Consider the following 26,883-nt stretch of genomic DNA (forward strand, 5'->3'; position numbering starts at 1 on the left):
TTTTTCGCTTCCACTCAACTCCTTTCAACTTCCTTTTTCGCCCTGCTTTTCAAAGCGGATGCAAATGTACAACATTCACAACCTTTATTCCAAATCTTTAAGAGCTTTTTTTGAAAGTTTTTTTCGAAGCCTTTTCAAACCTCGAAATCAATCCCTTCCCCCAAACTCCCAAACCGCCTTGCTTCCAAAGCGGATGCAAAAGTAATCCCTACTTTTAATTCATACAAGCTTTATTCAAGAAAAAAATAAAAAAAGAGAAAAAAGCCCTTTTGCCGCCTATATATTAAGGTGTAGTTTCTGCGTTTTTGGCCTTATGGCAATCGAACGATCAAATCAACGATATTTATTAAATTCTTATTAACTTGCCAAGCTTGAAAACACCAACATGGAAAGTGTGGAATACGCACACTAGTGTCAATTTTCATTGTCTTTCTAAAACACCATAGGTCAGTAAACCGTGAGACAGCTCATTCCGCACTTCATACAGGAGCAATTCGATCAACGCAATTTGCACAACTCGCTGCAAGCCTACGTCATGTTCGTAGACTTATCGGGCTTTACCCCCCTAACTGAGACCCTGATGGGTAAGGGAGGACGCGGTGCCGAAGAGCTTTCCCTCATTTTAAAGGATATCTTCGAACCGCTGGTAGAGGTGGTTTACACCCACGGTGGTTTCATTCCTTATTATGCTGGCGATGCTTTTACGGCCATTTTTCCACAAAGTGAAGATTTGGGCGTAGACGTGTTTATGAATGCTTCTATTTCGGTGCGGGATCTTTTTAAACAACGCTCCTATAAGTTTGGTGCTTTTAAAATCGGGGTGAAAATTGGCCTTTCTTACGGCACCGTGGAGTGGGGAATTGTCGGGCGCTACCACCGGGCCTTTTATTTCCGGGGTGATCCGGTCCTCAAAGCCGCGCTTTGCCAGGATATGGCCAAAAACCAATCCTCTTCCATCGCATTGGATAGCGTTTTGTTGAGCCAGTTGCCCTTCGATACCGAGGTGATTCCCGTAGAAGATGGGTTCTTTTGTTTGGGTGCCAATTTCAAGGCCCGACCGATCAGCTTACCCATCACCACTTTGCCCGAATTGCGCAGAGATGTATTGGAACTGTTTGTACCCGCCGAGGTCATCGACTACAGCCAGGTTGGGGAGTTCCGCACGGTTATTTCCGTTTTTATTGCTTTTGAAGGCGTGCCCAATCACGCCTTGCTGAACAAGTTTGCCGGAGTGGTGATTGAACAAATCAATAATTTCAGTGGGTATTTCAAAGAGATCGACTTTGGCGACAAAGGCGGGGTAATGACTTGTTTCTTTGGCGCACCCGTTTCTTTTGAAAACAACATCGACCGCGCCCTGGAGTTTATCCATGCCCTCAATCAGGAGTTGTACGAATTGCGCGCCCAATACGGTGTGCAATTTAAAGCAGCAGCTACCGAGGGTACGGCTTACACCGGTTTGATTGGTGGGCGCGACCGTTTGCAATACGCTGCCGTGGGCAATCGGGTCAATTTGGCCGCCCGCATCATGTCCTACGGGGCCTGGGAGGAAGTATTGGTGGATGGAGAAATTCAAAAAAACCGCAACTTCAGCTTCCAACACCGGGGCGACATCCAGTACAAAGGAGTAAAAGGGGATATTCCCACCTATGTATTGATCGGGCGGAATGAAAGTCGCCAGCAGGTGTACAGTGAAAACATGGTGGGCCGCGATGCGGAAATGTTCCGCATGATCGATTTTACCACTCCCCTACTGGAAGGACGCCCGACGGGGATTGCCTACGTTTTTGGCGAAGCTGGTATTGGCAAAAGTCGCTTGAGTTACGAGTTAAAAGAAGCTTTGCTCCGCGATCAAAAGGTACAGTGGTACACTTGCCCGGCGGATCAAATTTTGCGCAAACCTTTTAACCCCTTTATCTATTTCCTCAAAAATTACTTCGATCAAGCGTTAGAAAAAAATACTGCGCGCAACCTGCAACGTTTTGAGGCGCGTTTCCAGCAATTGCTGGATAAACTACAGGGTATTCCTGATGCGCAGGCCTTACGTGACGATTTGATTCGCACCAAATCTGTACTGGCCGCCCAGGTTGGAATTGTTTACTTCGATTCCTTGTGGGAACAACTCGATGCGCGCGGGCGCTACCAAAATACGATTCAATCCATCATCGATTTGTTTTTGGCGGAATCGCTGATTCGCCCGGTGACGATTGAATTGGAAGACACACACTGGATCGATGAAAACTCGCAGGAATTGCTGGTTGAGTTGATCCGCTACTTGAAGCGTTATCCCATCTTTTTGCTGATGACTTCTCGTTATGGCGATGATGGGCAAAAACAAATGCTATTGGACCCACTCCTGCTGGAAGCCCATCAGGTGCGTGGCCCCTTGGAAATTGACCTCAATGTATTGCAACCCGAAGCGGTGCGCCAATTTGCGGAAATCAAATTGCAAGGCACGATTTCGGATACTTTCTTTGAGTTGCTGCAACGCGCAGCCAATAGCAACCCTTTTTACCTGGAACAATTGTTGGAGTATTTTTCTGAACAACAACTGTTGCACAAGGTCAATGGGCTGTGGAACATCAAGGATGAAAACATCCAGTTGTCCAGCTCGATCAACTCCATTCTGACCGCCCGGATCGACCGTTTGTCTTCCTTGGTCAAAGAAACCGTAAAAGCAGCGGCTGTGATTGGTCGTGAATTTGAGGTGACCGTGTTGACTGAGGTGATGAAATACAATGAGGAGTTTTCCAAGAACAATCCCGATGTAGAACTGCTGACCGAACAAATCGGCGTGGCTGAAAAGGTCCAGATTTGGCGGGCCATGAACGAGCTGCGTTACATTTTCCGCCACTCCTTACTGCGTGAGGCTGCGTATAGTATGCAGTTGCGGGCTCGTTTGCAGCAGTTGCACAAATTGATTGCCGAAGCCATCGAACGATTGTATGCCGACCGCATCGACGAACGTTTTGTCGACCTGGCTTTCCACTACGAACAAGCTGGTGTATTTGATAAAACCTGTTCTTACCTGCGCAAGGCTGGAGATTATGCCCGCCGCAACTTCCAAAACCAGCAAGCACTGGATTTGTACGAAAAACTACTGCACCTGTTGGGCAGTGAGCAAGACGTTGCCAGCCAAATCAAAACCTTGCTCAAAAAAGGCAAAATTCAGGAATTGATTGGCAAATGGGACGAATGTGAATTGACCTATAAAAACGCCCTCGATCTGGCCAAACAACACCGCGACGTCATCCTGCTAGGCCGCGCCCACAACAGCATGGGACGGGTGGTCATGTTACGCGGTGATTACACCGAGGCAATGCGTTATTACCAAAAATCGGTGCTCCTGTTTGAATCGGTAGATGACAAATTCGGGTTTGCAGAAGTGTATGGCAACCTGGGCAATCTCTATTTCCGCCAGGGAAAGTACGAGGAAGCCAAAAAATATTTTCAAAATGCCCTGGCAATTGGCCAGGAAGTGCGGGGATACATCGTTGATTCCCAAATTGTTGCCAACCTGGGCCTCACTTACATGAACCAGGGCAATTACGACGAAGGCATCCGCCAGCAACAAGAACAATTGGCTTACTGCCAGGCCCACAATGATAAGCCGGGCATGGCTACCATCCATACGTACATTGGCATTGTTTTGCAGGAAAAAGGGGATTATGAGGAGGCTTTGTTCCACTTTCAGGCCGGGCTCGACCTGGCCACTGAATTGGGCAACAAACACCTAACTGCCGTAGGCATCGGCAACATCGGGCTCATCTTCGAACGCCAAGGCAAGTACAACGACGCAATGGAGCTGTACGTCAAAGACCTGGCGCTCACCGAAGAGCTGGGGGACAAACAAGGCCAATCCATTGCATTGGGTTTCATTGGCCAATTGCTCAACATTCAGGGAGATTTCCACAAGGCCATTGAATACATGCAAAAAGCCTTGATGTTGTGCGAAGAACTGGGTTACCAAAAAGGCCTGGCTAAAGCAGTCAACACCCTGGGGGATATTTTTTACAACCTTCAGCAATACCAGCGCTCGCTACATTTTTACAATCGGGCGATTGAAATCACCCGGGCGATTGGCAACAAACTGGTGCTGGGCTTGAGTCTGGCAGAAAAAGGTACAGTGCTGCTGGAAACGGGCAACCATGCTGAACTGGACAAGGTGACTGCGGAGGCTCAACAGCTGGCGATTGACCTGGATCATCCCGATTTGTATTTCGAAAGTGCATTGCTCAATGCTAAACGTTTGCACTTATACCGGCAATTCCGGGAAGCTGAAGAAGGGGTACACAGCCTACTCAAACGACCACTTAGCCCAGACCAACAGGCAGCGGCATACTTTGAACTGCATCTTTTGCATCCAGAAGATCGAACGCTAACCCAAAAGGCGCTGGAGATATACAGTAAATTGGTGGAGCAAACACCGAAGTTTATTTATCAGTCGCGGAAGGAGGCGTTGATGAAGAGCCTAATGGAGTGACGAATGGTTCGAATGACGAATTCCAGCACTTCGACTTCGCTCAGTGACCGGGAATTCGTCACTCAAAAAATTCGTCAATTCCGTTTAATACTTGACTGCCAAAAGCCATCGCTTTGTTTCTAAAGCCATTTTTATTCAGCTTATTAATGGTATTACTGAGTTTCTTGTCGCTATTGGGTCAAGACTCTCTCCAGCATTTCCGCGCCCGCAATCAACTCGCTTCCTACCTGCGCTACAACTGGGACCGCCAAAACGAGCTGGAAAATCCCAGCGCCTCCCTCAAAATTTTAGATCAAACCCTGAGCCAACTTTGGCGTCAGCCCAAAAACACCTCTGAATCTGAAGAACTCCTCTGGGTGCAACTCAGCCGCGCCGACTATCTTTTTCAATTGGGAAAAGTACTCGAATCCATCCAGGCATACGAAGCCGCTCTACATTGGCACCAACGCTACCACTTTGCAGACATGGTAGAGTACCTTTACAAACCTCTGATTGCCCATTACACCCGTTTGGGAGAAAATGAAAAGGCTCGGGTGTTGTACGAAAATGCTTTTAAAGAAGCCGATCCGGAAAGTCTACCCGGCTTGTACAACAATCTGGGACTTACCTACTGGAACGAAGGGCGCAATCCTGAAGCGCTCCAATATTTTAGACAGGGGCTACAGCTCCAATCCACGACGACTGCTCAAAAAGGCCTGCTTTTACTCAGTACTGCGCGTAGTCAATTTGAGTTGGGCCAATTTGCCCTGGCAGAAACGGCCTTGCAACAATCCTTACAATCTCTGGAAAGTATTCCTCAAAAAGAAGCCGATATCCTGGATTATCTGGCGGGAGCCTATGCCTTGCAGGGAGTCATGTACCGCCAAAACAGCAATTATGCCGCTGCGGAAAAATCCCTGCGGAAAGCCCTGGCTCTGGCGCATGAGGTATACGGTACCCAGCACCGGGAATACGGTAAAATCAATGTGGAATTGGGACAACTTTTTTTAAAAAATGGACAAGCCGCTCAGGCTGTGCGTTTTTTTGATGCGGCCTTACAAGCCGTGGTGCCCAGTTTTAAACCCAAAACGCCACTCGACCTGCCGAATGCGCAAAAATTGTACGAAGAAAACACCCTTTACGAAGCACTTGCTGGCAAAGCTGAAGCACTCGCCCAATTGTACCAGCAAAACCAACAATTGAGCTACCTCAGCAGTGCATTTTCTAGTCATCAACTGGCGCAGCAGGTGGAACTTTCCTTGCGCAATACCTTACAATTTGAATCCTCCAAACTGAATTTGCTCGCTTACAGCCGGAAACGGATGGAGGCAGCTTTTGCTATTGCCTATACCTTGTACCAGCAGCAGCCCAGTCAACAAACCATTCAGGCGGCCTGGACGATGTTGGAACAAAACAAAGCGGCGGTTTTGCTGGAGGCGGTGCAAGAAAACCGCTTAAAACAAGCGCTGAATAGTGGCGATACTTTATTGCAAGAGGAAATCAAATTGAAAAAACGGATCGCCTGGTTGGAAAATGCCGCCCTGAGCACCCAAAACTCGACCCAAGTCCAAAACTACCAGCGCCAGGCCAATCAAACCCGTAATGAACTGGCCAGTTTGAAAATACAATTGGCCAAAAAATATCCGGCTTATGCGCAGTTGAAAGAGCAGCTGTACAAACTGGATTTCGAAAAAATCCGGCAAAAACTCTTACAAACCAAAGACGCCGTGGCCCTGGAATATTTTGTCGGGGCCGAACAGAGTTATTTGTTCCAACTCTCCGCCGAAGGGAAAATGCAGTGGGTGAAAATCGGGGAATCCCCAACTTTGCGCAGCGAGGTGGGTCAACTCTTGGCCATGATTCAGGACAAAAGTGGCGGGGATTTGCAAGCTTATCAGGCTTTGGGCCAAGCATTGTTAAAAACTTTAGTCCCCGCAGCCGTTCGCCCCCCAGCTACTCAATCCATCGTGTTGATCCCCGATGCCTGGCTGAGCGCCTTACCTTTTGAAGCCTTGGTGACGGGAGAAAAAAAGGCTAGTCGTTGGCCCCAGGTGGCTTATTGGTGCCGGCAAGTCAAATTGCAGTACGGGTATTCCCTGGGCGTTTTGTTGTCGCAACTCGAATTGAGCACCCAAAGTCGCGGAGGCATGCTGGCCCTGGCACCCGGCTTCGACAAAGCGGAACGGGGTTTGGCCCCCTTGCGCAACAGCAAAGCGGAAATTGAACAAATCAAGGGCATCAAAAAAAAGGCCTATTTTCAGGATCAAGCGACCTGGCAACACTTCGCCGAAAAAGCGCCCCAATTCAACATCCTGCACCTGGCTACCCACGCCTCGGCAGACAGTGTACACAACACCGCCGGGATTGAGTTTTATGAGCGCCGAGCTTTTTTGTCCGACATTTATGCCCTCCCCCTCCACGCCGACCTGGTTTGTTTGAGTGCCTGCGAAAGTGGCCTGGGGGAATGGAAGCAGGGCGAAGGGGTGATGAGTTTAGCCCGGGCTTTTGCGTACGCGGGTGCCAAAGGGCTGGTGGCTACTTTGTGGTCGGTGAATGAAGTGTCGAGCTCGACCTTGTTCAACTCTTTTTATCATCACCTGCGCAAGGGGGAAACCAAGGCCCAGGCGCTACACTCGGCTAAACTGGATTATTTGAATGATACAGAGATTCCAGCTTTTCAGAAGACGCCTTATTATTGGGCGGCGCTGACGTATGTGGGGGAGGATAGTGTGGTGCAGATGGGGAATGGTGCGGTGAGATGGTATGTGATTGTTGGGATGGTTTTGGTGATTGGGGTTTTGGTGTTTTGGTTTCGTTGGTTTCGTTCGTAGGTGGGGGGAAATTCAAGTATTTACCACCAAAAGGCCGTCTACTCTCCGAATTCACGTGAATTCAGAGACCGGACTCTCCAAATTAGCGTGAATTCGGAGAGTGCTTTATGATTAGCCCTTTAAATACAGGATATCTAGCGTGTTTCGCTTTTAGAAAGGGTTGATGATCTTAAGTCCCTCGATAGAGGAAAAATCGGATACATTTCTAGTCACTAAGGCGCAATCGTGTACAAATGCCGTAGCTGCAATAATGGCATCAGGTAATTTAATTTTTCTACTCTTTCGAATGGCAATCGTTTGGCGAACTATCAAGTCTGATAAAGGTAAAGTGTGTAAATCTGTAACCAATTGCTCCGTTATCCTTTCCTCCTCAACAGAACGAAATGCAAAGCCCAGCAATTCCATCTGCGTGATAACAGATAGCGCTGCTTCGCCACGATCCATTGCTGAACCGACGAGGATGAAACCCTCTTCTGTAAGTGTTTGGTTCAAAAAATATAAGCATGTATTGGTATCCAGTACATATTTTAATCCCATTCTTCTCGCATCTTGTGTACTTCATTGTCAATTTCTTCAATAGACAAAGGATTTTGCCGCCAAGCGCCCCAGTATTTACTAGACAAAGCAGTTGAAGTTGTTTCATTTACCTGTACTTCCTCATCCACCTTAATGCGCTCCACAAAATCCATAGATTTTAGGAGCTCTATCAAATAGTGCATTTTCTGCTGATTGCTTACTTGGACGTGAATTATCATTCCGAAAAGTTGAATTTTAAACAAAAATAACGAAAATAAGCGTCAAATTCAAGTAAGGGATGAAGATACTTTATGGATGATGACTTGTATAGTGCCTATCTCTTTTTATCAAATTGGGCTTACCACAACCGATATTTCTTCATCATTGGCAGCATTTTTTTCTATTTGCGCTGCCAACTCCATCTTTTCTTCCCAGGTCATTTTGAGTGGTTCTTTACTCCATTCAACCTCATCAAAATCAGGATCATAGGCTATGTCGTCATCATTGTAGTAGATGTTTTGTTCAGGCAACAAAACGCCATGCTCAGCCAAGGCCAAGGCATCAACAGCGCGAACTTGAGTATCCTTCAAATCCTCGATAACCAGCCCTTCCAGGCTTTCATTGTTTCTGGCCATTGCAATGGCTTGCTCAACTTTTACTTTCATCGTCGGATTGTTTTGATACACTGTTCTCAAGATAAGCCTTTGTAAATCAAGTCTAAGTGATTATCATGTATTTGTGTTTTAGTCCTTCATTAAAAATTCTCGATATTGTTCCTTTCGTTTTTCAGCTCCACCCTTTCCCAAGTTTCTTAGTGCTGAGGGGGAAGGGGAATACAAAATTTTCACTTGATACTCTTTACCGTCAATCTTCACAGACTGTTTTTTCCTATTGCTTGGATCGACAATTGAATGGGAGGTATCAAAATGCTTGTTCATTAATTTCTTAACAAATTCACTGGTGTAGATGAGGGTATCAATGGCGGGGTATTTTTGAAGTAGCGATTTGATGTCTTTGCTCCCAATCTTTTCCAAGTCTGAGTCAGCAGCCGAGTCTCCACTATGAATGCAACTATCCACTATGTCGGTAATTCCGATTTTTAATTTTTTGAGCAAGTCTTTTCGTTGTTGGATTGCTTGTTCAGTATTGCTGTACTCTAGCTTTGTCTCAAACACTTCTTCGAGTATGCACCAAAAATAATTGTCGCGGCTTCCGTAATAGAAATTCACATCGTTTTCATAAAGCTGATAAGGTTCTTTGCAGAAACGAGGTGGTGGAATTGTGCCGATGATTAGTTTCTCTGAATCGGCTGGTATGTAGGGTTCGAATGGGTGGGTTGATTTCATGTTATTTTTAATTTAGGGCGATTTTTTTCATGTTGCAAAATAGGATGACACACAACTATGGGTTTGCTACAGTGCAATTGTATTTTCGGGCTGGCTGTTCGGTAACAAGGACAGAAAGTCGTATTGGGCGCTGTAAAAATTGTTTCTTAATCCTCGTCCATAAAATAAACAAGCAATACTTTATCTTGAGAGATTATTACTATTGCCACATCGAATGTTTGCTCCGTTAATGGATTGGAACTGTAATTACCTGACCACGGGTCACCAAAACAATTTGTAAAGCAACCTTTATTGTTTAATTCATCAAATGATTTTAATAAAGCGTTTTGATTCCTTTTGACGGTTTCAGCATCACAGCCGTTTTCTGCAGTATTAAAAGCAATACTAAATTGCAATCCTTTGTTAATGAAATAAGACGCAGTTGCAAAATCAATCGGAACCCATAAGTTCCCCAATTTTGTTAGATTTTTATCTTCGCAAAACTTATCTAACAGCAAAAACACTGTTTCTTCATCATAAATCTTACTTGTTATTTCATATGCGTACCCCCATGGATAGCCAAATTTTCCTTTTTCAATAATGATTTCATCGATTCTAAATGGAGTGAATATTTTATCAGTTTGTTCTTGACTTATTTCTTGAACTATCGACGAGTTCTTGTTGACAATGATTCGGGGATAAAGGCTATCAACACAAATATTATTTCCACGAATAGAATCTCTTGGCTCCCAAATATTTCTAAAAATCCAATATTCTCCCGATTCCTCAGGTTCTTCATCCAATAGATAAATCGCCTCCCAAGAAAACTCCTTCTTAGAGATATACTCTTTAACAATTTGAATTGCAGTTGATTTGTTCACTTTTCTACTTTGGTTATTGCTAACATTCCTAATCCAGTACTTCACGTCTAATAGCCCATCTCAAGATACATGTATTTACACTTGGCCGCATCTTACTTTTTTGTCACTAGGATAACTATCAAAAAGTAATGTAAGTTTCAGCATCAATTTATGTAAGTTGAAGCTGTTACAGTCTAGATTGCAAGCCACTCCGGTTATTTTAACATAGTCTCAGGGATTTATACCTCAAATCCATCTATCATCTTGAAACCCGCTGTTTCAACGGCGGGATTGCGACTATCACCGACACTCACATCTATCATCTTTGCCAGATCACACATCTACTTATTTTTGATGCATGATCTGGCAAAGATGATAGATGTGAAGGGAGGTAGCATCTGGGCCCGCCGATAAAGCGGCGGGTTACAAGATGATAAATGCGATTATCGGTAATTCAAGAGCTCGTTTAAGTTTTTGGAACATTATCAATCGATAATAAATTAATTTCGAATCCTTTTAAAAATCCCCAGCTCCCAATTTTTTAGGAAAAAAAACGAACATGTCCAACGAATAAACCCCAATTTTGCACAAAGCACACCCAATGCACAAAATCTTCGGCATTCGCCACCACGGTCCCGGCTCCGCCCAACGACTCCTCCGCGCTCTGGAGCAGTGGCAGCCCGATTGTGTGCTCATCGAATTGCCCGAAGATTGTCAGCCCGCCTTGAAGTGGATCAGCCACGAGGAGCTGGAAGTGCCGGTCGCTTTGTTGCTGTACAACCCGCAGCACTTGCAACAAGCCAGTTTTTTGCCCTTTGCCGTTTTTTCCCCCGAGTGGCAAGCCCTACATTATGCACACCGCGTGGGCATTCCCGCTCGCCCGATGGATTTGCCCATGGCGCATACCTTTGCGCTGCGCGACTCCGCCAGCAATTTACCACAATTGCAACTAAGCGAGGCCCCCGACCCTGAACTGGTCCTCATGCTGCGCGACCCCATGCACTACCTCGCTAGCCTGGCGGGTTACGACGACAGCGAGCGTTGGTGGGAACATACCTTTGAAACCTACAGCGACGACAATGCCGTTTTTGATGCAATCCTGGAGATGATGACGGCACTGCGGCAAGAAGGGCTGCGGATGGAAAGTACCGAAACCTTGCTGCGCGAAGCCTTTATGCGCAAAACCATCCGCCAGGCTGAAAAAGAAGGCTTTCAAAAAATTGCCGTAGTGTGTGGTGCCTGGCACTCACCCGCCCTCCATGCGCTCAATCAATACCCGGCCAAAAACGACAATGCGTTGTTGCGTGGCCTAAAAAAAGTCAAAACCCGCTGCACCTGGGTTCCCTGGAGTTACGACAGACTGGCCTTTCAATCGGGCTATGCGGCAGGTGTGTTATCTCCCGCTTGGTACGAGTTGCTGTTTTTGCACCCCGAACAACAAGGGGTGCGTTGGCTGATTCGGGTGGCTCAATTGCTGCGCCAAAAACACCTGGATGCCTCGGCTGCCCATGTGCAGGAGGCGGTGCGTTTGGCGGATGCCCTGGCCGCCCTGCGCAACCGCAGCACCACCGGGATTGGAGAATTGGAAGAGGCGGCATTAGCAGTTTTTGGGCAAGGTGACGCGGCGCCACTCCAGCTCATCCAACAAGAACTGGTCATTGGCAAAATCAGAGGGAATGTACCTGCCCAAGTGAGCGGCATTCCCTTACAAGAAGATTTTGAAGCCTGCATCAAAAGTGCGGGTTTGAACAAGCTATACCGCAGTGGAGCAGATAAGGAGGAACCCAAAAAACTGGACTTACGCACACCGTCCAACCTCAAAGCCAGCCACCTGCTCCATCGCCTACAAATTTTGGGCATAAACTGGGCCAGCCCGGTACCCGTTTCCGATAAAGTCCGGGGTAGTTTTCATGAGTTGTGGCGTTTTGTGGACTGGACACCCGAGTTTATCATTCGCCTGATCGAAATGGGCATGTGGGGCAATACCTTGGAGGAGGCTTCCCTGCATTATATCCTGCATCTGGTTCAACAAGAGGATAACCTGTCCTTGCTCTTGCAGCGTTTCGGGGAAGTCCTGAAAGCGGATTTACCCCTGGCCGTTGGCCCCATGACCAAACGCTTGCAAGAACTGGGTGCCCAAACCCGCGATGTGATGGGCCTGCTGGAAGCGCTGGCACCTTTGGCCAATATCCTGCGTTACGGCAATACCCGCCAAACCGATGCACTGGCCGTTCGGGAACTGCTGGATCAACTCCTGCCCAGGATTTGTATTGGTTTACCCGCCGCTTGCCGCCAACTGGATGAGGAACCAGCCCGCGAGTTTTTCCGCTTGTTGCTGGAAGGCAATCGGGCGGTGGCTTTGCTGAATGAGAAAGAGGCCAGCAATTTATGGAATGAAGCCTTGGTTGGGGTGATGCTCGGCAATGGCACCCATCCCTTGTTGGCGGGGATCGCTACGCGGATTTTATTGGACAAAAAAATGCTCGACCCCGAGCAGGCGGGCACCGAATTGTCGGCAGCCTTGTCCCGAGCAGCCGGGGGCAGTGATGCAGCCCTTTGGCTGGAAGGTTTTTTGCACGGCAGTGGGCAACTGTTGCTGCATACCCCGGCATTGTGGGGTTTGTTGAACGAGTGGCTGGGAACTTTGCCTTACGAGGTGTTTCGGGAAGCGCTGCCCGTTTTGCGGCGTACTTTTTCCAAATTCACTCCACCGGAGCGCCAGGAAATGCTGAATTTTGCCAAAGGTGACGGTTTAATAAAAAAGGCAATGGAATTCAATTTTGACCCACAGCGTGCCCAGCTGGTCAATCCAATCTTGCAGCAATTGTTAGGCTGATCAAGCCTAAAATTAAGCTGAACTTAACCTGTCCTTAATCCAGAATTCATCTTACAAGGCTTTCTTTGCAACATCAAAGGGTTAATATTCTTGCTGTAACATCGGCCTTTTGTTCAAAAATGCAAATCTTTCCTGCAATCTAAAGTCGCTTTCGATACCGGCTCCAGGACTCCCAATCTTGGGGCCGGTTCTTTTTTATGCAAAATAGTGGGGCAAAAATAAGTGCTCATTTTTCTTGAGCCAAAGGATTAGATAAGACACTTGAAATGAATCGTTTACTTATCTAATCCTCTGGCAAAATGAGCACTTATTTTTTATCGCCCCAAACAAAGGTGGGATTACCCAACCCTTTAGCGAGCTTCTGCGTCTAAACAGGTAAAAACCGATTTACCATGAAAAATAACGCTCTCTTCCTCCCACTTTGTTTTGCCCTGAGCTTTTGCCTATTTCAATGCGACGCTGGTGATGAACCCAATCCCATTAGCAGCAGCACTTTAAGTTGTGAGAAAAACCCCGATGTCTGCAAATTGGGCGAAGCTACCAATCAGTTCGGTTTTGATATTTTCAAAAAACTGGAAGCTGAAAAACCCGAGGACAACCTTTTCATTTCCCCACTCAGCATCAGTTCAGCCCTGAGTATGACGCTCAATGGTGCCAATGGCCAAACCAAGGAGGAAATGCTCAACGTGTTGGGTGCCGGAAAAATCAATCTGGACGAACTCAACCAAGCTTACCAAACTTTGCTCCAGGAGTTGCCAAAGCTGGATCCTAAAGTAAACATCGGCATTGCCAACTCCATCTGGTACCGTCAAGGGTTCAATGTAAACTCCACTTTTTTGAATACCAACACCACTTATTACAACAGCGAAGTGCGGCCCCTCGATTTCACCAAACCTGAAGCCAAGGACATCATCAATAAATGGGTGAGTGACAAAACCAATAAATTGATCCCGAGCATCATCGATCAGATTCAGGACAATTCAGTGATGTTTTTGATCAACGCCATTTATTTCAAAGGTGCCTGGCGCAAGCAGTTCGATACTAAAAAAACCTATGATAGTGACTTCTTTGTGACAAACAGCAAACAAGTTCCAGTAAAAATGATGTCATATGGCACTGGTTTGATAAAATTGCCTTATTTTAGCAATGAAAAATTACACGCCGTCAAACTACCTTATGCTGATTCTATCTATTCGATGACGGTGATTTTACCCAAAGAAGGATACACTGTAAATGACATATTACCAGAACTTACACTGACAAATTGGAATGCCTGGAATAAGGCCTATTCATCCGAAGAAATATTTTTTGCCCTACCAAAGTTCAGCATGCGCTATGAAAATAGCCTGAATGCCAGCCTCGAAGCACTAGGTATGCCCACGGCGTTTATACCGGGTCGTGCAGATTTTTCGGGAATTGCAACAGGTGCCGAACTTTCTATTTCCAACGTGAAACACAAATCCTTCATTGAAGTAGACGAAGCAGGCACCAAAGCGGCGGCGGCCACTTCAGTTGAAATTGTGGTCACGTCGGTTCCCAATAACCCACAGTTCATTGCCAACCAACCGTTCATTTTTGTCATCAGCGAGAGCCGCAGCAATCAGGCCTTGTTTATTGGCAAAATGATGAACCCTACGGTTAACAAATAATAGACTTTATTACCGCAAGGTCTCTTGAATATACCGCTCTTTTGGAGCACTTTTTCTAGACAACTAGTAAACCGTAATAATTTTGGACGGCTCGCTTCGGTGGGCCGTCTTTTTTTATGCACATATTCAGGCTAGTTACACCTTTTTCATACCTTTGTTGCCCAATGATTTAGCCTGCCAACCAAATACTACCACATTACCGTGTAAATAGTGTGTGAATCAACCATCATACGTCTGTAATTGCAAATGCATTGAGTTATGAAAGTACTGAAGTTTGGAGGCTCCTCGGTGGGTACTCCCGATCGAATTCGTGGAATTGTCGACATCTTAAAAAGTTATGCTGCGCGCGGAGACCATTTCACCGTGGTTTTTTCAGCCTTTGGAGGAGTCACCGATACCTTGATCAACATGGGCAGCCTGGCCGCCAAAGGGGATGAGTCGTATTATGAGCAATTCCTGGCCTTTAGCAAAAGACATACCGATGCAGCCAGAGAGCTATTGCCCGAGCCCTACCTGGGTGAGGTATTGGCGGGTTTGGAAAACAACCATGAGGTGTTGAAGAACCTGCTGTATGGAATTTTCTTGGTCCGTGAGGCATCTACCCGCACCATGGATTATGTGATCAGTTTTGGTGAGCGCAATTGTGCTTTCATCATTGCCCACGCGCTCCAGCAAGCCGGACTCAGTGCAGCGTATTTGGATGCCCGAAAAATTATTGTCACCGATAAAAATTTCGGTAGCGCTAAAGTTGATTTGGCACTGACTTACGAAAACATCAAGAAGTACTACGAGCAAAATACAGACATTCAAATCGTTACGGGATTTATCGCGGCTGCCAAAGGAGGCTTAACGACCACTTTGGGACGGGGAGGTTCGGATTATACCGCAGCCTTGATTGCCGCTGGCTTGGATGCCAGTTCACTGGAGATTTGGACAGATGTGGACGGGGTACTGACCGCTGATCCACGCCGGGTGAAAAAAGCCTTCTCCATTCCAGAGATGACCTACGCCGAAGCGATGGAGATGTCGCACTTTGGTGCCAAGGTCATTTATCCACCGACCATCCAACCTGTACTGGCCAAAAAGATCCCGATGTGGATCAAAAACACCTTCAATCCAAGCCACCCAGGTACATTGGTGTCAGATAAGGAGGATGATTCGCGTACGCCAGTCAAAGGTATTTCTTCGATTGGCACGATTTCACTGCTCACCCTGCAAGGCAGTGGCTTATTTGGGGTACCAGGGATTGCGGCCCGTTTGTTTGGCTCATTGGCTAGTGCGGGCATCAACATCATTTTGATCACGCAAGGTTCATCCGAACATTCGATCAGCTTTGCGGTACAACCAGATAAATCCAATAAGGCCCGCAAGCAGGTTGAAAAGGAATTTGAATACGAAATCCAGTCGGGTTTGGTTGATCCGGTGCGCATGGAGAAAGACTTGGCCGTAGTGGCCATCATCGGTGAACACATGCGTTACCTGCCAGGTATTTCGGGTCGTTTGTTCCAGGCATTGGGACAAAACGGGATCAACGTAGTGGCCATTGCCCAAGGTTCTTCCGAGCTCAACATCTCAGTAGTGATCAGTCGCGCCGACGAAGCCAAAGCCTTGAACGCGCTGCACGAAGCCTTTTTCCTTTCAGACACCGCTTTCGTCAATGTGTTTATGGTCGGAGTTGGGCTTATCGGAAGCACCCTGTTAAAACAAATCAAAGCACACGCTGAGTTTTTGAAAAAGGAACACAGCCTGGAGGTCAAAGTAGTAGGACTGGCCAATAGCAAAAAGATGTATTTCAGTGAAAATGGCATCGATTTAGACAATTGGCGGGATCAGCTCAGCAGCTCCGAAACTCCGATGAAAATCAAAGACTTTGTGGAAAAAATGAAGTCGATGAACCTGAGCAGTTCCATCTTCGTAGACAATACCGCCAACGAACAAATTGCCAAACATTACAACGAAGTACTGGATGCCAGCATTTCCATTTCGACTCCGAATAAGATTGCCACGTCATCGGCTTACGAGCAATATTTGCAGTTGAAAAAAACGGCCAAGAAGCGGGGTATTTTGTTTTTGTATGAAACCAATGTTGGAGCAGGCCTCCCCGTGATCTCCACCTTGAATGATCTGATCGTCAGTGGTGACCGCATCCTGAAAATTGAAGCGGTGCTCTCTGGCTCCTTGTCCTTTATCTTCAACACCTTCAAGCCTGGCATTTCGTTCAGCTCCATTGTGGGCGAAGCGCAAAAGCGTGGCTTCACCGAGCCAGATCCTCGGGTTGATTTGAACGGATTTGACGTACGCCGCAAGCTGATCATCCTGGCCCGGGAAACCGGTTTGGCCCTTGAATCAGAGGATGTACAAATCCATCCCGTGTTGCCCGAAGCTTGTCGGAATGCTCCAGATGTTCTAGCCTTTTTTGAAGAATTGAAAAAGGCGGATGACTACTTTACCCAATTGGCCGAAGTGGCAGCTGCTGAAGGAAAGGTGCTGCGCATGGTGGCTTCCCTGGAGAATGGAGTGGCCAGCATCGGCCTACAAAGTGTAGATGCGACACATCCATTTTACCAACTCAGTGGCAGCGACAACATGATTGTATTCACCAGCGAACGGTATAAAGACCGACCCTTGGTAGTACGTGGACCGGGCGCCGGGGCCGAAGTAACCGCCGCTGGTATTTTTTCGGAGATCATCAAAATTGGAAATTACCTCAACTAAATCAAAACCCTGGTATGACTTCATACCGGGGTTTTGATTTAAATACCCAAACAAAAATGAATTCTGTAAGCGTTTTTGCGCCAGCTTCGGTAGCCAATGTAGCGGTGGGTTTTGACATATTGGGCTTCGCGCTGAACAAACCCGGAGACGAAATTGTGGCCCGCTTTTCGGATAAGCCAGGAATCCGCATCTCCCGTATCACTGGAGATGGCGGCAAATTGTCGATGGATCCACTAAAGAACACCGCCAGCTTTTCTGCCCATAAACTCCTCGAACACCTCGGCGAAAACGAGTGGGGCATTGAAATGGAAATCCATAAAAAAATGCCTTTTGGCAGTGGGCTAGGTTCCAGTGCAGCCAGTGCAGTAGGGGGTGTAATGGCAGTGAATGAACTACTGGGTGGTCGTTTGAGCAAAAGAGAAATATTGCACTTTGCCGTATTAGGCGAACAATTGGCCGATGGTGCTTACCACGCCGACAATGTGGCACCTTCCCTATTCGGCGGCATCGTACTCATTCGCAGCAATCGGGATTTGGACGTACACAACATCCCTGTTCCCAATGGCCTTTATGCCAGTGTGCTTTATCCAGAGGTAGAAGTGTTGACGCGTGAAGCCAGAGCCATTCTGAAAAAAGAGGTTTCGCTTACTGCTACGATTGAGCAATGTGGCAACCTGGCCGGGTTTATGGTGGGACTGTACAATAGCGATTTTGGTCTACTTTCTCGCTCTTTACACGATGTGATCATCGAGCCACAGCGCGCGCAATTGATCCCGCATTTTTATGCCACTAAAGCTGCGGCGCTTAATGCGGGAGCTTTGGGTTGTAGCATTTCCGGGGCCGGGCCTTCTATTTTTGCGCTGAGTTCAAGCCAGGCCGTGGCTGAAAATGTAGGCGCGGCGATGGAAAAAATCTACATCGAGGAAAAAATCAATTGCCAATTGTTCGTCTCATCCATTAATGAACAGGGTGCAATTCGTTTGTAAAGCGAAAACCCAAACCACCAAAACTTCAGCTCATGCTTTTATACAGCACCAAAAATAAAAACAATCAGGCCAGTCTACAGGAAGCGGTGATGAAAGGATTGCCGGATGACAATGGTTTGTATATGCCGGAACACATTCTTCAGCTTGATCCAAACTTCATTCAAAACCTGAGTCAATATAGCTTTTTGGAGATTGCGCAGGAGGTTTGTACTACCCTTTTTGGCGAAACCATCCCGCTTGCTGATTTAAAAATCATCCTGGAAAACTCGATGGATTTTCCAGCTCCGGTGATAAAACTTGATGAACAGAAGTACATCCTGGAACTTTTCCATGGGCCATCCCTGGCCTTTAAAGATTTTGGTGCCCGCTTTATGGCGCAACTGATGAGCTATTTTAATCGGGGGGATGAGCGCGAGTTAACCATTTTGGTAGCTACTTCTGGCGATACGGGTGGTGCAGTAGCCGCGGGTTTTTATCAAACTCCCGGCATTCGGGTGGTCATCCTCTACCCTAGTGGCAAGGTGAGTATGCTCCAAGAAAAACAATTGACCACTCTTGGCCATAATGTAAGTGCGCTGGAGATCAATGGCACTTTTGATGATTGCCAGGCCATGGTCAAACAAGCGTTTTTGGATATAGAGTTGAATAAAAAACTGCGCTTGAGTTCGGCCAATTCAATCAATATTGCCCGTTTGATTCCGCAGTCTTTTTATTATTTCGAGGCATTCAAACAACTTCCCAAGGAGGGCGATCCAATCGTATTCTGTGTTCCAAGTGGCAACTTTGGCAATATAACCGCCGGGCTTTTGGCGGCAAAAATGGGTTTACCTGTACATCATTTCATCGCCGCAACGAATGCCAATGATGTAGTTCCGGCCTATATCGAAACCGGGGAGTATAAAGCTCGCCCTTCAGTGCGCACTTTATCCAATGCGATGGACGTAGGGAATCCTTCTAATTTTGCTCGGATGCTTGATTTACACCTTGGTTCAGATGATTGTTCCACGTGGAACAATCTCAAAGAACAGATCAGTGGTTATGCTTTTGATGATGCAAAAACGGCAGAAATCATGCGGGTAGTGGATCAAAAGTACGGGTATACCCTGGATCCTCATGGAGCTGTGGGGTATTTGGCCTTGCAGGAATACCAGCAGGAACATCCAAATACCAGGGGTGTCATTTTGGAAACGGCGCATCCGGCGAAGTTCCTGGATGATGTGGAAGAGATACTAGGGCATCGGATTGAGGTACCGGAACGGTTGGCAGAGTTGGCAGATCGGGAGAAAAAGGCGGATCAGTTGGAGGCGGAGTATGGGGAGTTGAAGGGGTGGTTGGAGAGGAATGGTTAGGGGAAGTGAAGAGGTTTTGGGAGATAAAAAAGGCGATGTTCCACGTGGAACATCGCCTTTTTTATCAGGCGTTGTACGCCTCCATGCATCCTTTTCCCACGACTAAAGTCGTGGGTTAGGGCAGTAGCATGTCCTCCACGGATAAATCCGTGGGTTGGCTGGCAAGTCGAAAAGTCGGATGTAGATTCTAGAAGAGGGTGTATTTGTGTTAGTCTTCGAGGTCGTCGGGTTCTAGGCCGTGGAGTTTGAGGAGTCGGTTGTATTCTTCTTTAAATTTGACTCTTTCGTGGTGTTTTTCTTGATTGAGGATGTAGGTTCGAACTTTGTCGACCAAGGATTGGCTTACAGAGAAAGCACCGTACCCTACCGACCATTTAAATTCACGATCGAACCATTGCTCTTTGTTAATGGTATTTGAGCTTCCACCCTTACATTGATGGAGCAAAGTGGCAATACTTTTGGATGCATCCAACTGCAAAAGTAAGTGTACATGATCGGGCATTCCATTGATCACATCTACACTACATCTCTTTTTTCGTAGTTCTTTGCGCAACAATTCATACATCTTGGGTTTTACATCAGGTGTAATAAAGGACCTCCGATACTTGGCGCAAAAGACGACATGTACCCACCAAAATGGGTGTGAGTGTGAAGTGTGATGGTGTGGGTGTGTTGGTTTCCATTCCCCCAAAAATTCCGCCAACACACCGATTTATTCGTGGGAAAAGCCGTAGGCCATCCACAATGTTCCACGTGGAACATCAATTCCATTATCCATCTCCCCCTTTTTTTTAACCTCCAGCTTTTGTATCTTTAAGCATCACAATCATCATTATTTATTCTTTCAAAAACCATACACTCGATGAAACCAAATACAACCAAAATCACACTACTGTTTTTGGCTTTGGCATGGTGTATTGCCCCAAGCTGGGGACAACAAACGCCGGACAAGAAGGACAAATTCAAGCAGCTCCAGGAAGAGCTACCCACTCCTACCCTCTACCGCAACGGTGCGGGTGGCCCTGGCCAACGCTACTACCAGCAGCAGGCCGACTATGTCATGAACATCAAACTCGACGACGAGAAGCAACGCATCTACGGCGAAGAAACCATCACCTATACCAACAACTCTCCCGATGTATTGGAGTATCTTTGGTTGCAGATGGATCAAAACTTGTTTGACGAAGAATCCGACACCTACTCCACCCGCCAAAGTACAATGAGCGATCGTATGACTTTGCGCCAATTGGACGGTTTTACGCCTACTTTTGACGGTGGTTTTAAGCTTGATTTTGTAAAAGATGCCACAGGGAAAGACCTCAAACATATCGTGGTCAAAACCATGATGCGCATCGATCCGACCGCTCCTATCCTACCCGGAGGGAAATACACCTTCAAAATCAAATGGTGGTTCAACGTGGTTGATCGTTTAAAAATGGGTGGCCGCTCTGGTTATGAGTACTTCGCCGAAGACAAAAACTACCTCTACACCATCGCCCAGTTTTTCCCTCGCATGTGTGTATACGACGATATTGATGGTTGGCAAAACAAGCAGTTTCTGGGCGGCGGTGAATTCACCCTGGTATTTGGCAATTACGATGTGAGCCTGACTGTACCCGACGACCACATTGTAGCTGCTACTGGCACCCTCCTCAACACCAAAGACATTTTGACCAAAGACCAAATGGCGCGTTTTGAAAAAGCCAAAACCGAATATACCAACCCAGTGGTTATCGTGACCGAAGCAGAGGCCCGCGAAAACGAAAAAGAAAAAGGCAAGGGTGAAAAAACCTGGCGTTTCAAAGCTGATAATGTGCGTGACTTTGCATTTGCTACTTCCCGCAAATTCATCTGGGATGCCATGTCCGTGAAGCAAGCCAATGGCAGCAGCGTATTGGCGATGTCCGCTTACCCCAAAGAAGGCAATCCACTCTGGGGTCAATACTCCACCAAGGCTGTAGCCCATACCCTCAAGTGGTACTCCAACTATACTTTTGATTACCCTTACCCGGCAGCTTGGTCTATACACACTGACCAAATCGGTATGGAATATCCAATGATTTGCTTCAATGGTGGTCGCCCCGATAAAGACGGCACCTACTCCGAAAGAACCAAGTACGGCATGATCAGCGTGATCATCCACGAAGTAGGCCACAACTACTTCCCGATGATCGTCAACTCCGATGAACGCCAATGGACCTGGATGGACGAAGGGCTCAACTCTTTCCTCCAATTCCTGGCAGAACAACAATGGGAGCGTGACTACCCTTCTCGCCGTGGGCCAGCCAACAGCATTATCCCCTACATGAAGATGGACAAAAAAATGTTGGAGCCCATTATGACCAACTCCGAGCAGGTTTCCCAACTCGGCAACAACGCTTACGGCAAACCCGCCGCTGCGCTGAATATCCTGCGTGAAACTGTACTGGGCCGCGAACTCTTCGACTACGCCTTCAAAATGTACTCTACCCGTTGGAAGTTCAAACACCCTGCACCTTCCGACTTCTTCCGCACCATGGAAGATGCCAGTGGCATTGACCTCGACTGGTTTTGGAGTGGCTGGTTTTATACTTGCGACAATGTGGACATTGCCCTGGAGGATGTAAAATGGTACCGCCCTGACAGTAAAAATCCAGAGGTGGAAAAAACGCTGGCGCGTAAAGAACAAGAGAAACAACCACGCAACATCAGCAGCATCCGCAACGAAAAGGAAATCACCAAAACGCAGGAGGACATCGATCCAAGTTTGAAGGATTTTTACTCTTCTTACGACCCACTCCAGGTGACCATCCTGGACAAGGAAGATTACCAGAAATACTTCAACAGCCTGAGCGATGAGGAGAAGAAAATTCTCAGTGCCAATAAAAATTACTACGAAATCAAATTCAAAAACAAAGGTGGTTTGGTAATGCCCCTCATCCTGCGTTTTGATTTTGCCGATGGGACCTTCAAAGAGTTCCGCATCCCCGTAGAAATCTGGCGCCTCAACAACGAGGAAATCACCAAGGTGTTTACCACCGAAAAAGAGGCGGTACAAATCACCCTCGATCCTTACCTCGAAACTTCTGATGTGGAGATGGAAAACAACTACTTTCCTCCCAAACCACAAATGAGCCGTTTTGAGTTGTTCAAAGGTGCCCGGCCTGGGCCCGCCATGATGGGCGGAGGTGAGAACCCAATGCAGCAAGCGAAGAAGATGCAGGGGAAGAGTAGTGGATCGAATTAAATAAATTGGAGAAGAGAGTATAGGAATAATCCTATACTCTCTTTTTTCTATTAAAATAAAAACAATATATACACTTATTGGTTCACATATACTGCTCCGCTACATTTTATCTACCTTTGTAAAAAATGTGAACACTCTCCTAGTCGCAGTGTTCTAGTGCATCAACCCTTCAACAATGCAAAACCACTACCGCAATCCACTCCTGCGCATGGCACCAGGCTATGCTTTTTCAGGCGACATCCATTGGCAGAGTCCTTCCAATATTGCCATTGTCAAGTATTGGGGCAAACATGGACAACAACTCCCTCGCAATACCTCAATCAGTTTTACTTTACAAGCTGCTTATACTGAGACTGAACTGAGTTACAGCCCGCGTGCACAGGAAGGCAGTGACATTGCGTTGGATTTTTATTTTGAAGGCCAGACTCAACCGACTTTTGCCCAAAAGATCAACAAGTTTTTGACTGAATTGGCGGCCAGTGAAATCCTGCCTTTTTTAACCCAGTTCCAAATGGCCATTCATTCTTCCAATTCCTTCCCCCACTCTGCGGGTATTGCCTCTTCGGCTTCCAGCATGAGTGCCCTGGCTTTGTGCCTGTGTACAATGGAGCAGGAATTGTTTGGCACCTTGAATAGCTCTGCTGAATTTTACCGCAAAGCCTCTTACCTCGCTCGTTTAGGCTCGGGAAGCGCCTGCCGTTCTTTGTATCCGGTGATGGGTGAATGGGGCACATTGGAAAAACTCGCTGGCAGCACCGACCTCTGGGCCAGCCCTTGTGCAGATTGGGTGCATCCCATTTTCCACACTTACCACGACGACATTCTGATTGTGAGCAAAGGCGAGAAAAGTGTGTCCAGCCGTGCCGGCCACCAGCTGATGGAAGGCAACCCTTACGCCGCAGCGCGTTACCAACAAGCCAACGACAATATGGCCAAATTAGTTGATGTACTCAAAGCTGGAGATGTACATACCTTTGGTCAAATCGCCGAACTCGAAGCACTCACCCTACACGCCCTGATGATGAGTTCACAACCACCCTACCTGTTGATGAAACCCAACTCCCTGGCAATGATTGAAAAAATTCGGGAGTACCGTAGCGATACCAACCTGCCCCTCTATTTCACCCTTGATGCCGGGCCTAATTTACATTTGTTGTATCCCGCTGAAATTGCAGTGCAGGTTAATCCGTTTATACAGTCGGAACTATTGCCACTTTGTGAAGAAGGTAAAATGATTCGGGATCGGGTTGGGAAAGGGCCGGTGAAGTTTAGCACGTAGAGACGCACGGCTGTGCGTCTCTACACCGTTGGATTTCGTTTTTCCCTCGCTAATTGATTACGAATGATTTTTGTCTGAATTTGTGCAAAAAGCGATAAAGTATATATCTTTGCCCATTGAATTCGGTAAAGAGTTCGAACCAAATTTAAAACTAATTTGTAATGGCGGATCTTTTTCAGAAATTGCTAGACAACCGCGGTCCATTGGGACAATATGCAGCCTTGGCGCACGGCTATTATGCTTTCCCCAAACTTTCGGGTGAAATCGGCAGCCGCATGATCTTTCAAGGCAAAGAGCGCATTGTTTGGAGCTTGAACAATTACCTGGGCTTGGCCAACCATCCGGAAGTTCGGAAGGCAGATGCCGATGCCGCCGCGGAGTGGGGGATGGCGTACCCAATGGGGGCACGCATCATGTCGGGTGAAACGCCTTACCACGAACAATTGGAGCAAGAGCTGGCCACCTTCGTTGGAAAGGAGCGGGGCTTGCTGATCAACTTCGGCTACCAGGCCGTTGTCTCTATCATCGATTCTGTACTCAGCCGCCACGATGCGGTCGTATACGACAAAGACAGCCACGGCTGTATTTATGATGGGGTTCGTTTGCACATCGGCAAACGTTTTCCTTTTGAACACAACGACTTCGACAGTTTCAAGAAGCAACTCGAACGCGCGAACGAACACGTGAAAGAATCCGGCGGGGGTATCCTCGTGATTTCTGAAGGTGTATTTGGCATGCGTGGCAACCAGGGTATCCTGAAGGAAATTGCTTCCATGAAAAAAGAATACGGTTTCCGTTTCTTCGTGGACGATGCTCACGGTTTTGGCATGCTGGGTAAAACGGGTGCTGGTGCTGTTGAAGCGCAAGGTGTCACCGACGACGTGGACCTCTACTTCAGTACCTTCGCCAAATCGATGGCTTCCATCGGTGGTTTTGTGGCTGGCGACAAAGACATCATCGATTACCTGCGCTACAACATGCGTTCGCAGATTTTTGCCAAGTCATTGCCCATGCCGTTGGTAATTGGTGCATTGAAACGTTTGGAACTGCTGCGTACCCGTCCCGAACTGCGTGAACAACTCTGGCACATCGTAAATCGCCTGCAAGGTGGTCTGCGCGCCATGGGCCACGACCTGGGTACCACCAACAGCTGCGTTACCCCGGTGTACCTCAAGTGCTCCGTGGACGAAACCGGTAACCTGGTGAAAGACCTGCGTGAAAACCACGGCATCTTCTGCTCAGTGGTGATGTTCCCGATGATTCCTAAGGGAATGATCCTGCTGCGTTTGATTCCTACTGCTGCGCATACGGATGAGGATGTGGATCTGACGCTAGAGGCTTTCAAGGACATCAAAGAGAAATTGGAAGCGGGTGCTTATGTACAGAAATTGGAGGCAATTGCGGATATGCGGTAATTGGCTTCTTGAATGATATGTTCAATAACCCCTGGAGCAAGTTCGCTTGTTTCAGGGGTTTTGTTTTGCCTTCATTGGCCCAATGCTTCTGAGATGACTTCTATGGTGTCTGTGGTTTCTCAGGTGGTGAAAAAAGTGTTCTTTACCACCTAAGAAACCACAGACACCATAGGAATCGCCTTAGCTATACCCCCTCATGCAACTCCACCCCATTATTCCTTACCGAATTCACCCTATCCGACACCGCATACATCTTCAATACCCCGTCCGCTGGCGTATGCAACATCCCCTCAATCACCCCTGGATTCCGCTCTTCCAGCCACAATTGTCGTGACTCCCGATCAGGTAGCACCAATGGCATCCGATCATGAATCGGCATCATCTCTGCATTTGGTCCAGTGGTAATGATGGAAAAACTGTGGATAACTTTCCCTTCTCCACACCAGGTTTCCCAAATGCCTCCCATGACCAATAGCTCACCATGTGCTGGCAGGATCCGAAAAGGCGTTTTGTTTTTGCCCTCTTTTTTCCATTCATAAAAACTATCGGCGAGTACCAAACAACGCCTTTGCCGGATGGCGTTGCGAAAAGCAGGTTTTTCCAGCACCGTTTCAGCCCGGGCATTGATCATTTTGCCGCCCATTTTGGGGTCTTTGGACCAGGAGGGTATCAAGCCCCATTGGAACAATTGCAATGCCCCCGGCGCCTGGTTGCTGATGACATAAGCTTGTTGTGTGGGCGCAACATTGTAGTTATACAGGAGTTCATCGTCCTCTACCTCAAGCGTAGTGCCCAGTTCAGCCTCAATTTTGGCCTTGGATGTGGAAAAAGAATAACGTCCGCACATGCTGATTGAATGGTTGAGAAGGTTGAGTGAAGTTGAGAAGGTTTAGGCTACCGCAGCGTCATTGTCGACCGTACGAGCTCTGAAGGCATGAAAAGCGGATCAAACTAAACCTTCTCAACCTTCCTCAACTTTCTCAACCAAAAAAATAATTCCAAAAAGTTACCAACAAGGCCTTTTTTCGGTTTTGCCTTAAAACCTTAACAGGGTTGCGTTTAGGTCTAAAAGTTTTCCACCTCAATTTAGTGGAAAAGCGTCAGTTTAGCCCCTACTTATACACACTCGTTAACATTCGGTCTTTGGGAATAAAGTTATCCCCATTCTCTACAGCGTTTTGCCTGCGCTATGCCCGAAAAGTGGCTGTCCACCAACGGCTCGTTCACAATCGGGTCAAAAAAAGTTATTCCGTTAACAAGTATTTAGGGCATTGTGGACAAAAGTCGGAACTACTTGATTAGGCTCACTTTCGCCTGTTGGTTTGTTGTGCATAAGCGCAATCAAAATCTTAACACTGAGATAACCTTGGGTTAACTCATCTTTTTCTCCACATACTAACACTGCTGATGATGATCTTGATTAGTTTTTTAATT

At 47.1% G+C, this 26,883-nt stretch carries 17 protein-coding genes; 10 read left to right on the plus strand and 7 right to left on the minus strand.

Features of this window, described 5'->3' with window-relative positions; translation table 11 throughout:
- The first annotated feature begins 457 nt into the window (after positions 1–457).
- Positions 458–4,483, plus strand: coding sequence for a tetratricopeptide repeat protein (locus ACEW9O_RS07240; RefSeq protein ID WP_373549471.1), 4,026 nt, complete (start codon positions 458–460; stop codon positions 4,481–4,483).
- Between the two features lie 146 nt (positions 4,484–4,629).
- Positions 4,630–7,293, plus strand: a complete 2,664-nt coding sequence (locus tag ACEW9O_RS07245) for a CHAT domain-containing protein (RefSeq protein ID WP_373549472.1) — start codon at positions 4,630–4,632, stop codon at positions 7,291–7,293.
- Positions 7,294–7,443: 150 nt separating this feature from the next.
- Here ACEW9O_RS07245 and ACEW9O_RS07250 read toward each other — a convergent pair whose 3' ends face one another.
- The 5 genes from ACEW9O_RS07250 to ACEW9O_RS07270 form a co-directional block, all read right to left on the minus strand.
- Entirely contained in the window at positions 7,444–7,830 is a 387-nt protein-coding gene (locus ACEW9O_RS07250) for a type II toxin-antitoxin system VapC family toxin (protein WP_373549473.1), read from the minus strand.
- A complete protein-coding gene (locus ACEW9O_RS07255; protein WP_373549474.1) occupies positions 7,821–8,012 on the minus strand; it encodes a hypothetical protein in 192 nt (63 codons plus the stop codon). Before ACEW9O_RS07255 ends, ACEW9O_RS07250 begins: the two co-directional genes overlap by 10 nt.
- Before the next feature lie 144 nt (positions 8,013–8,156).
- Positions 8,157–8,474, minus strand: coding sequence for a hypothetical protein (locus ACEW9O_RS07260; protein WP_373549475.1), 318 nt, complete (start codon positions 8,472–8,474; stop codon positions 8,157–8,159).
- A 78-nt stretch (positions 8,475–8,552) separates the two neighbouring features.
- The gene (locus ACEW9O_RS07265) at positions 8,553–9,155 is read right to left on the minus strand and encodes a hypothetical protein (RefSeq protein WP_373549476.1); all 603 of its coding nucleotides are present in this window, start codon (positions 9,153–9,155) and stop codon (positions 8,553–8,555) included.
- Positions 9,156–9,301: 146 nt separating this feature from the next.
- On the minus strand, positions 9,302–10,015 hold the full coding sequence (locus tag ACEW9O_RS07270) for a hypothetical protein (RefSeq protein WP_373549477.1): 714 nt from the start codon (positions 10,013–10,015) through the stop codon (positions 9,302–9,304).
- Between the two features lie 580 nt (positions 10,016–10,595).
- On the opposite strand from ACEW9O_RS07270, the gene ACEW9O_RS07275 reads away from it, so the two are divergent.
- From ACEW9O_RS07275 to thrC, 5 genes are all read left to right on the plus strand, one after another.
- The gene (locus ACEW9O_RS07275) at positions 10,596–12,830 is read left to right on the plus strand and encodes a DUF5682 family protein (protein WP_373549478.1); all 2,235 of its coding nucleotides are present in this window, start codon (positions 10,596–10,598) and stop codon (positions 12,828–12,830) included.
- A gap of 392 nt (positions 12,831–13,222) precedes the next feature.
- Positions 13,223–14,479 carry a serpin family protein gene (locus tag ACEW9O_RS07280; protein ID WP_373549479.1) on the plus strand — a complete coding sequence of 419 codons (1,257 nt, stop codon included), beginning with the start codon at positions 13,223–13,225 and terminating at the stop codon, positions 14,477–14,479.
- A 258-nt stretch (positions 14,480–14,737) separates the two neighbouring features.
- Positions 14,738–17,194, plus strand: coding sequence for a bifunctional aspartate kinase/homoserine dehydrogenase I (gene thrA, locus ACEW9O_RS07285; RefSeq protein ID WP_373549480.1), 2,457 nt, complete (start codon positions 14,738–14,740; stop codon positions 17,192–17,194).
- 56 nt (positions 17,195–17,250) lie between these two features.
- Positions 17,251–18,180, plus strand: a complete 930-nt coding sequence (locus tag ACEW9O_RS07290) for a homoserine kinase (RefSeq protein ID WP_373549481.1) — start codon at positions 17,251–17,253, stop codon at positions 18,178–18,180.
- A 32-nt stretch (positions 18,181–18,212) separates the two neighbouring features.
- Complete coding sequence (thrC, locus tag ACEW9O_RS07295; protein ID WP_373549482.1) at positions 18,213–19,529, plus strand: threonine synthase; 1,317 nt, start codon at positions 18,213–18,215, stop codon at positions 19,527–19,529.
- A gap of 208 nt (positions 19,530–19,737) precedes the next feature.
- On the opposite strand, the gene tnpA is transcribed toward thrC, so the two are convergent.
- Entirely contained in the window at positions 19,738–20,235 is a 498-nt protein-coding gene (gene tnpA, locus ACEW9O_RS07300; RefSeq protein ID WP_373549483.1) for an IS200/IS605 family transposase, read from the minus strand.
- Between the two features lie 156 nt (positions 20,236–20,391).
- On the opposite strand from tnpA, the gene ACEW9O_RS07305 reads away from it, so the two are divergent.
- The 3 genes from ACEW9O_RS07305 (at position 20,392) to ACEW9O_RS07315 (ending at position 25,449) form a co-directional block, all read left to right on the plus strand.
- Positions 20,392–22,755: a M1 family metallopeptidase gene (locus ACEW9O_RS07305; RefSeq protein ID WP_373549484.1), complete on the plus strand. Its 2,364-nt coding sequence runs from the start codon at positions 20,392–20,394 to the stop codon at positions 22,753–22,755.
- Positions 22,756–22,930: 175 nt separating this feature from the next.
- Positions 22,931–24,034 (plus strand): diphosphomevalonate/mevalonate 3,5-bisphosphate decarboxylase family protein, encoded by a 1,104-nt coding sequence (locus ACEW9O_RS07310; protein WP_373549485.1) that lies wholly within the window; start codon positions 22,931–22,933, stop codon positions 24,032–24,034.
- A gap of 161 nt (positions 24,035–24,195) precedes the next feature.
- Entirely contained in the window at positions 24,196–25,449 is a 1,254-nt protein-coding gene (locus tag ACEW9O_RS07315) for an aminotransferase class I/II-fold pyridoxal phosphate-dependent enzyme (protein WP_373549486.1), read from the plus strand.
- A gap of 184 nt (positions 25,450–25,633) precedes the next feature.
- Here the strand turns inward: ACEW9O_RS07315 and ACEW9O_RS07320 are convergent, their stop codons facing one another.
- Positions 25,634–26,296, minus strand: a complete 663-nt coding sequence (locus ACEW9O_RS07320) for an SOS response-associated peptidase (protein WP_373549487.1) — start codon at positions 26,294–26,296, stop codon at positions 25,634–25,636.
- Positions 26,297–26,883 lie beyond the last annotated feature (587 nt).

The sequence above is a fragment of the Haliscomenobacter sp. genome, from assembly GCF_041740695.1.
Lineage (GTDB): Bacteria > Bacteroidota > Bacteroidia > Chitinophagales > Saprospiraceae > Haliscomenobacter.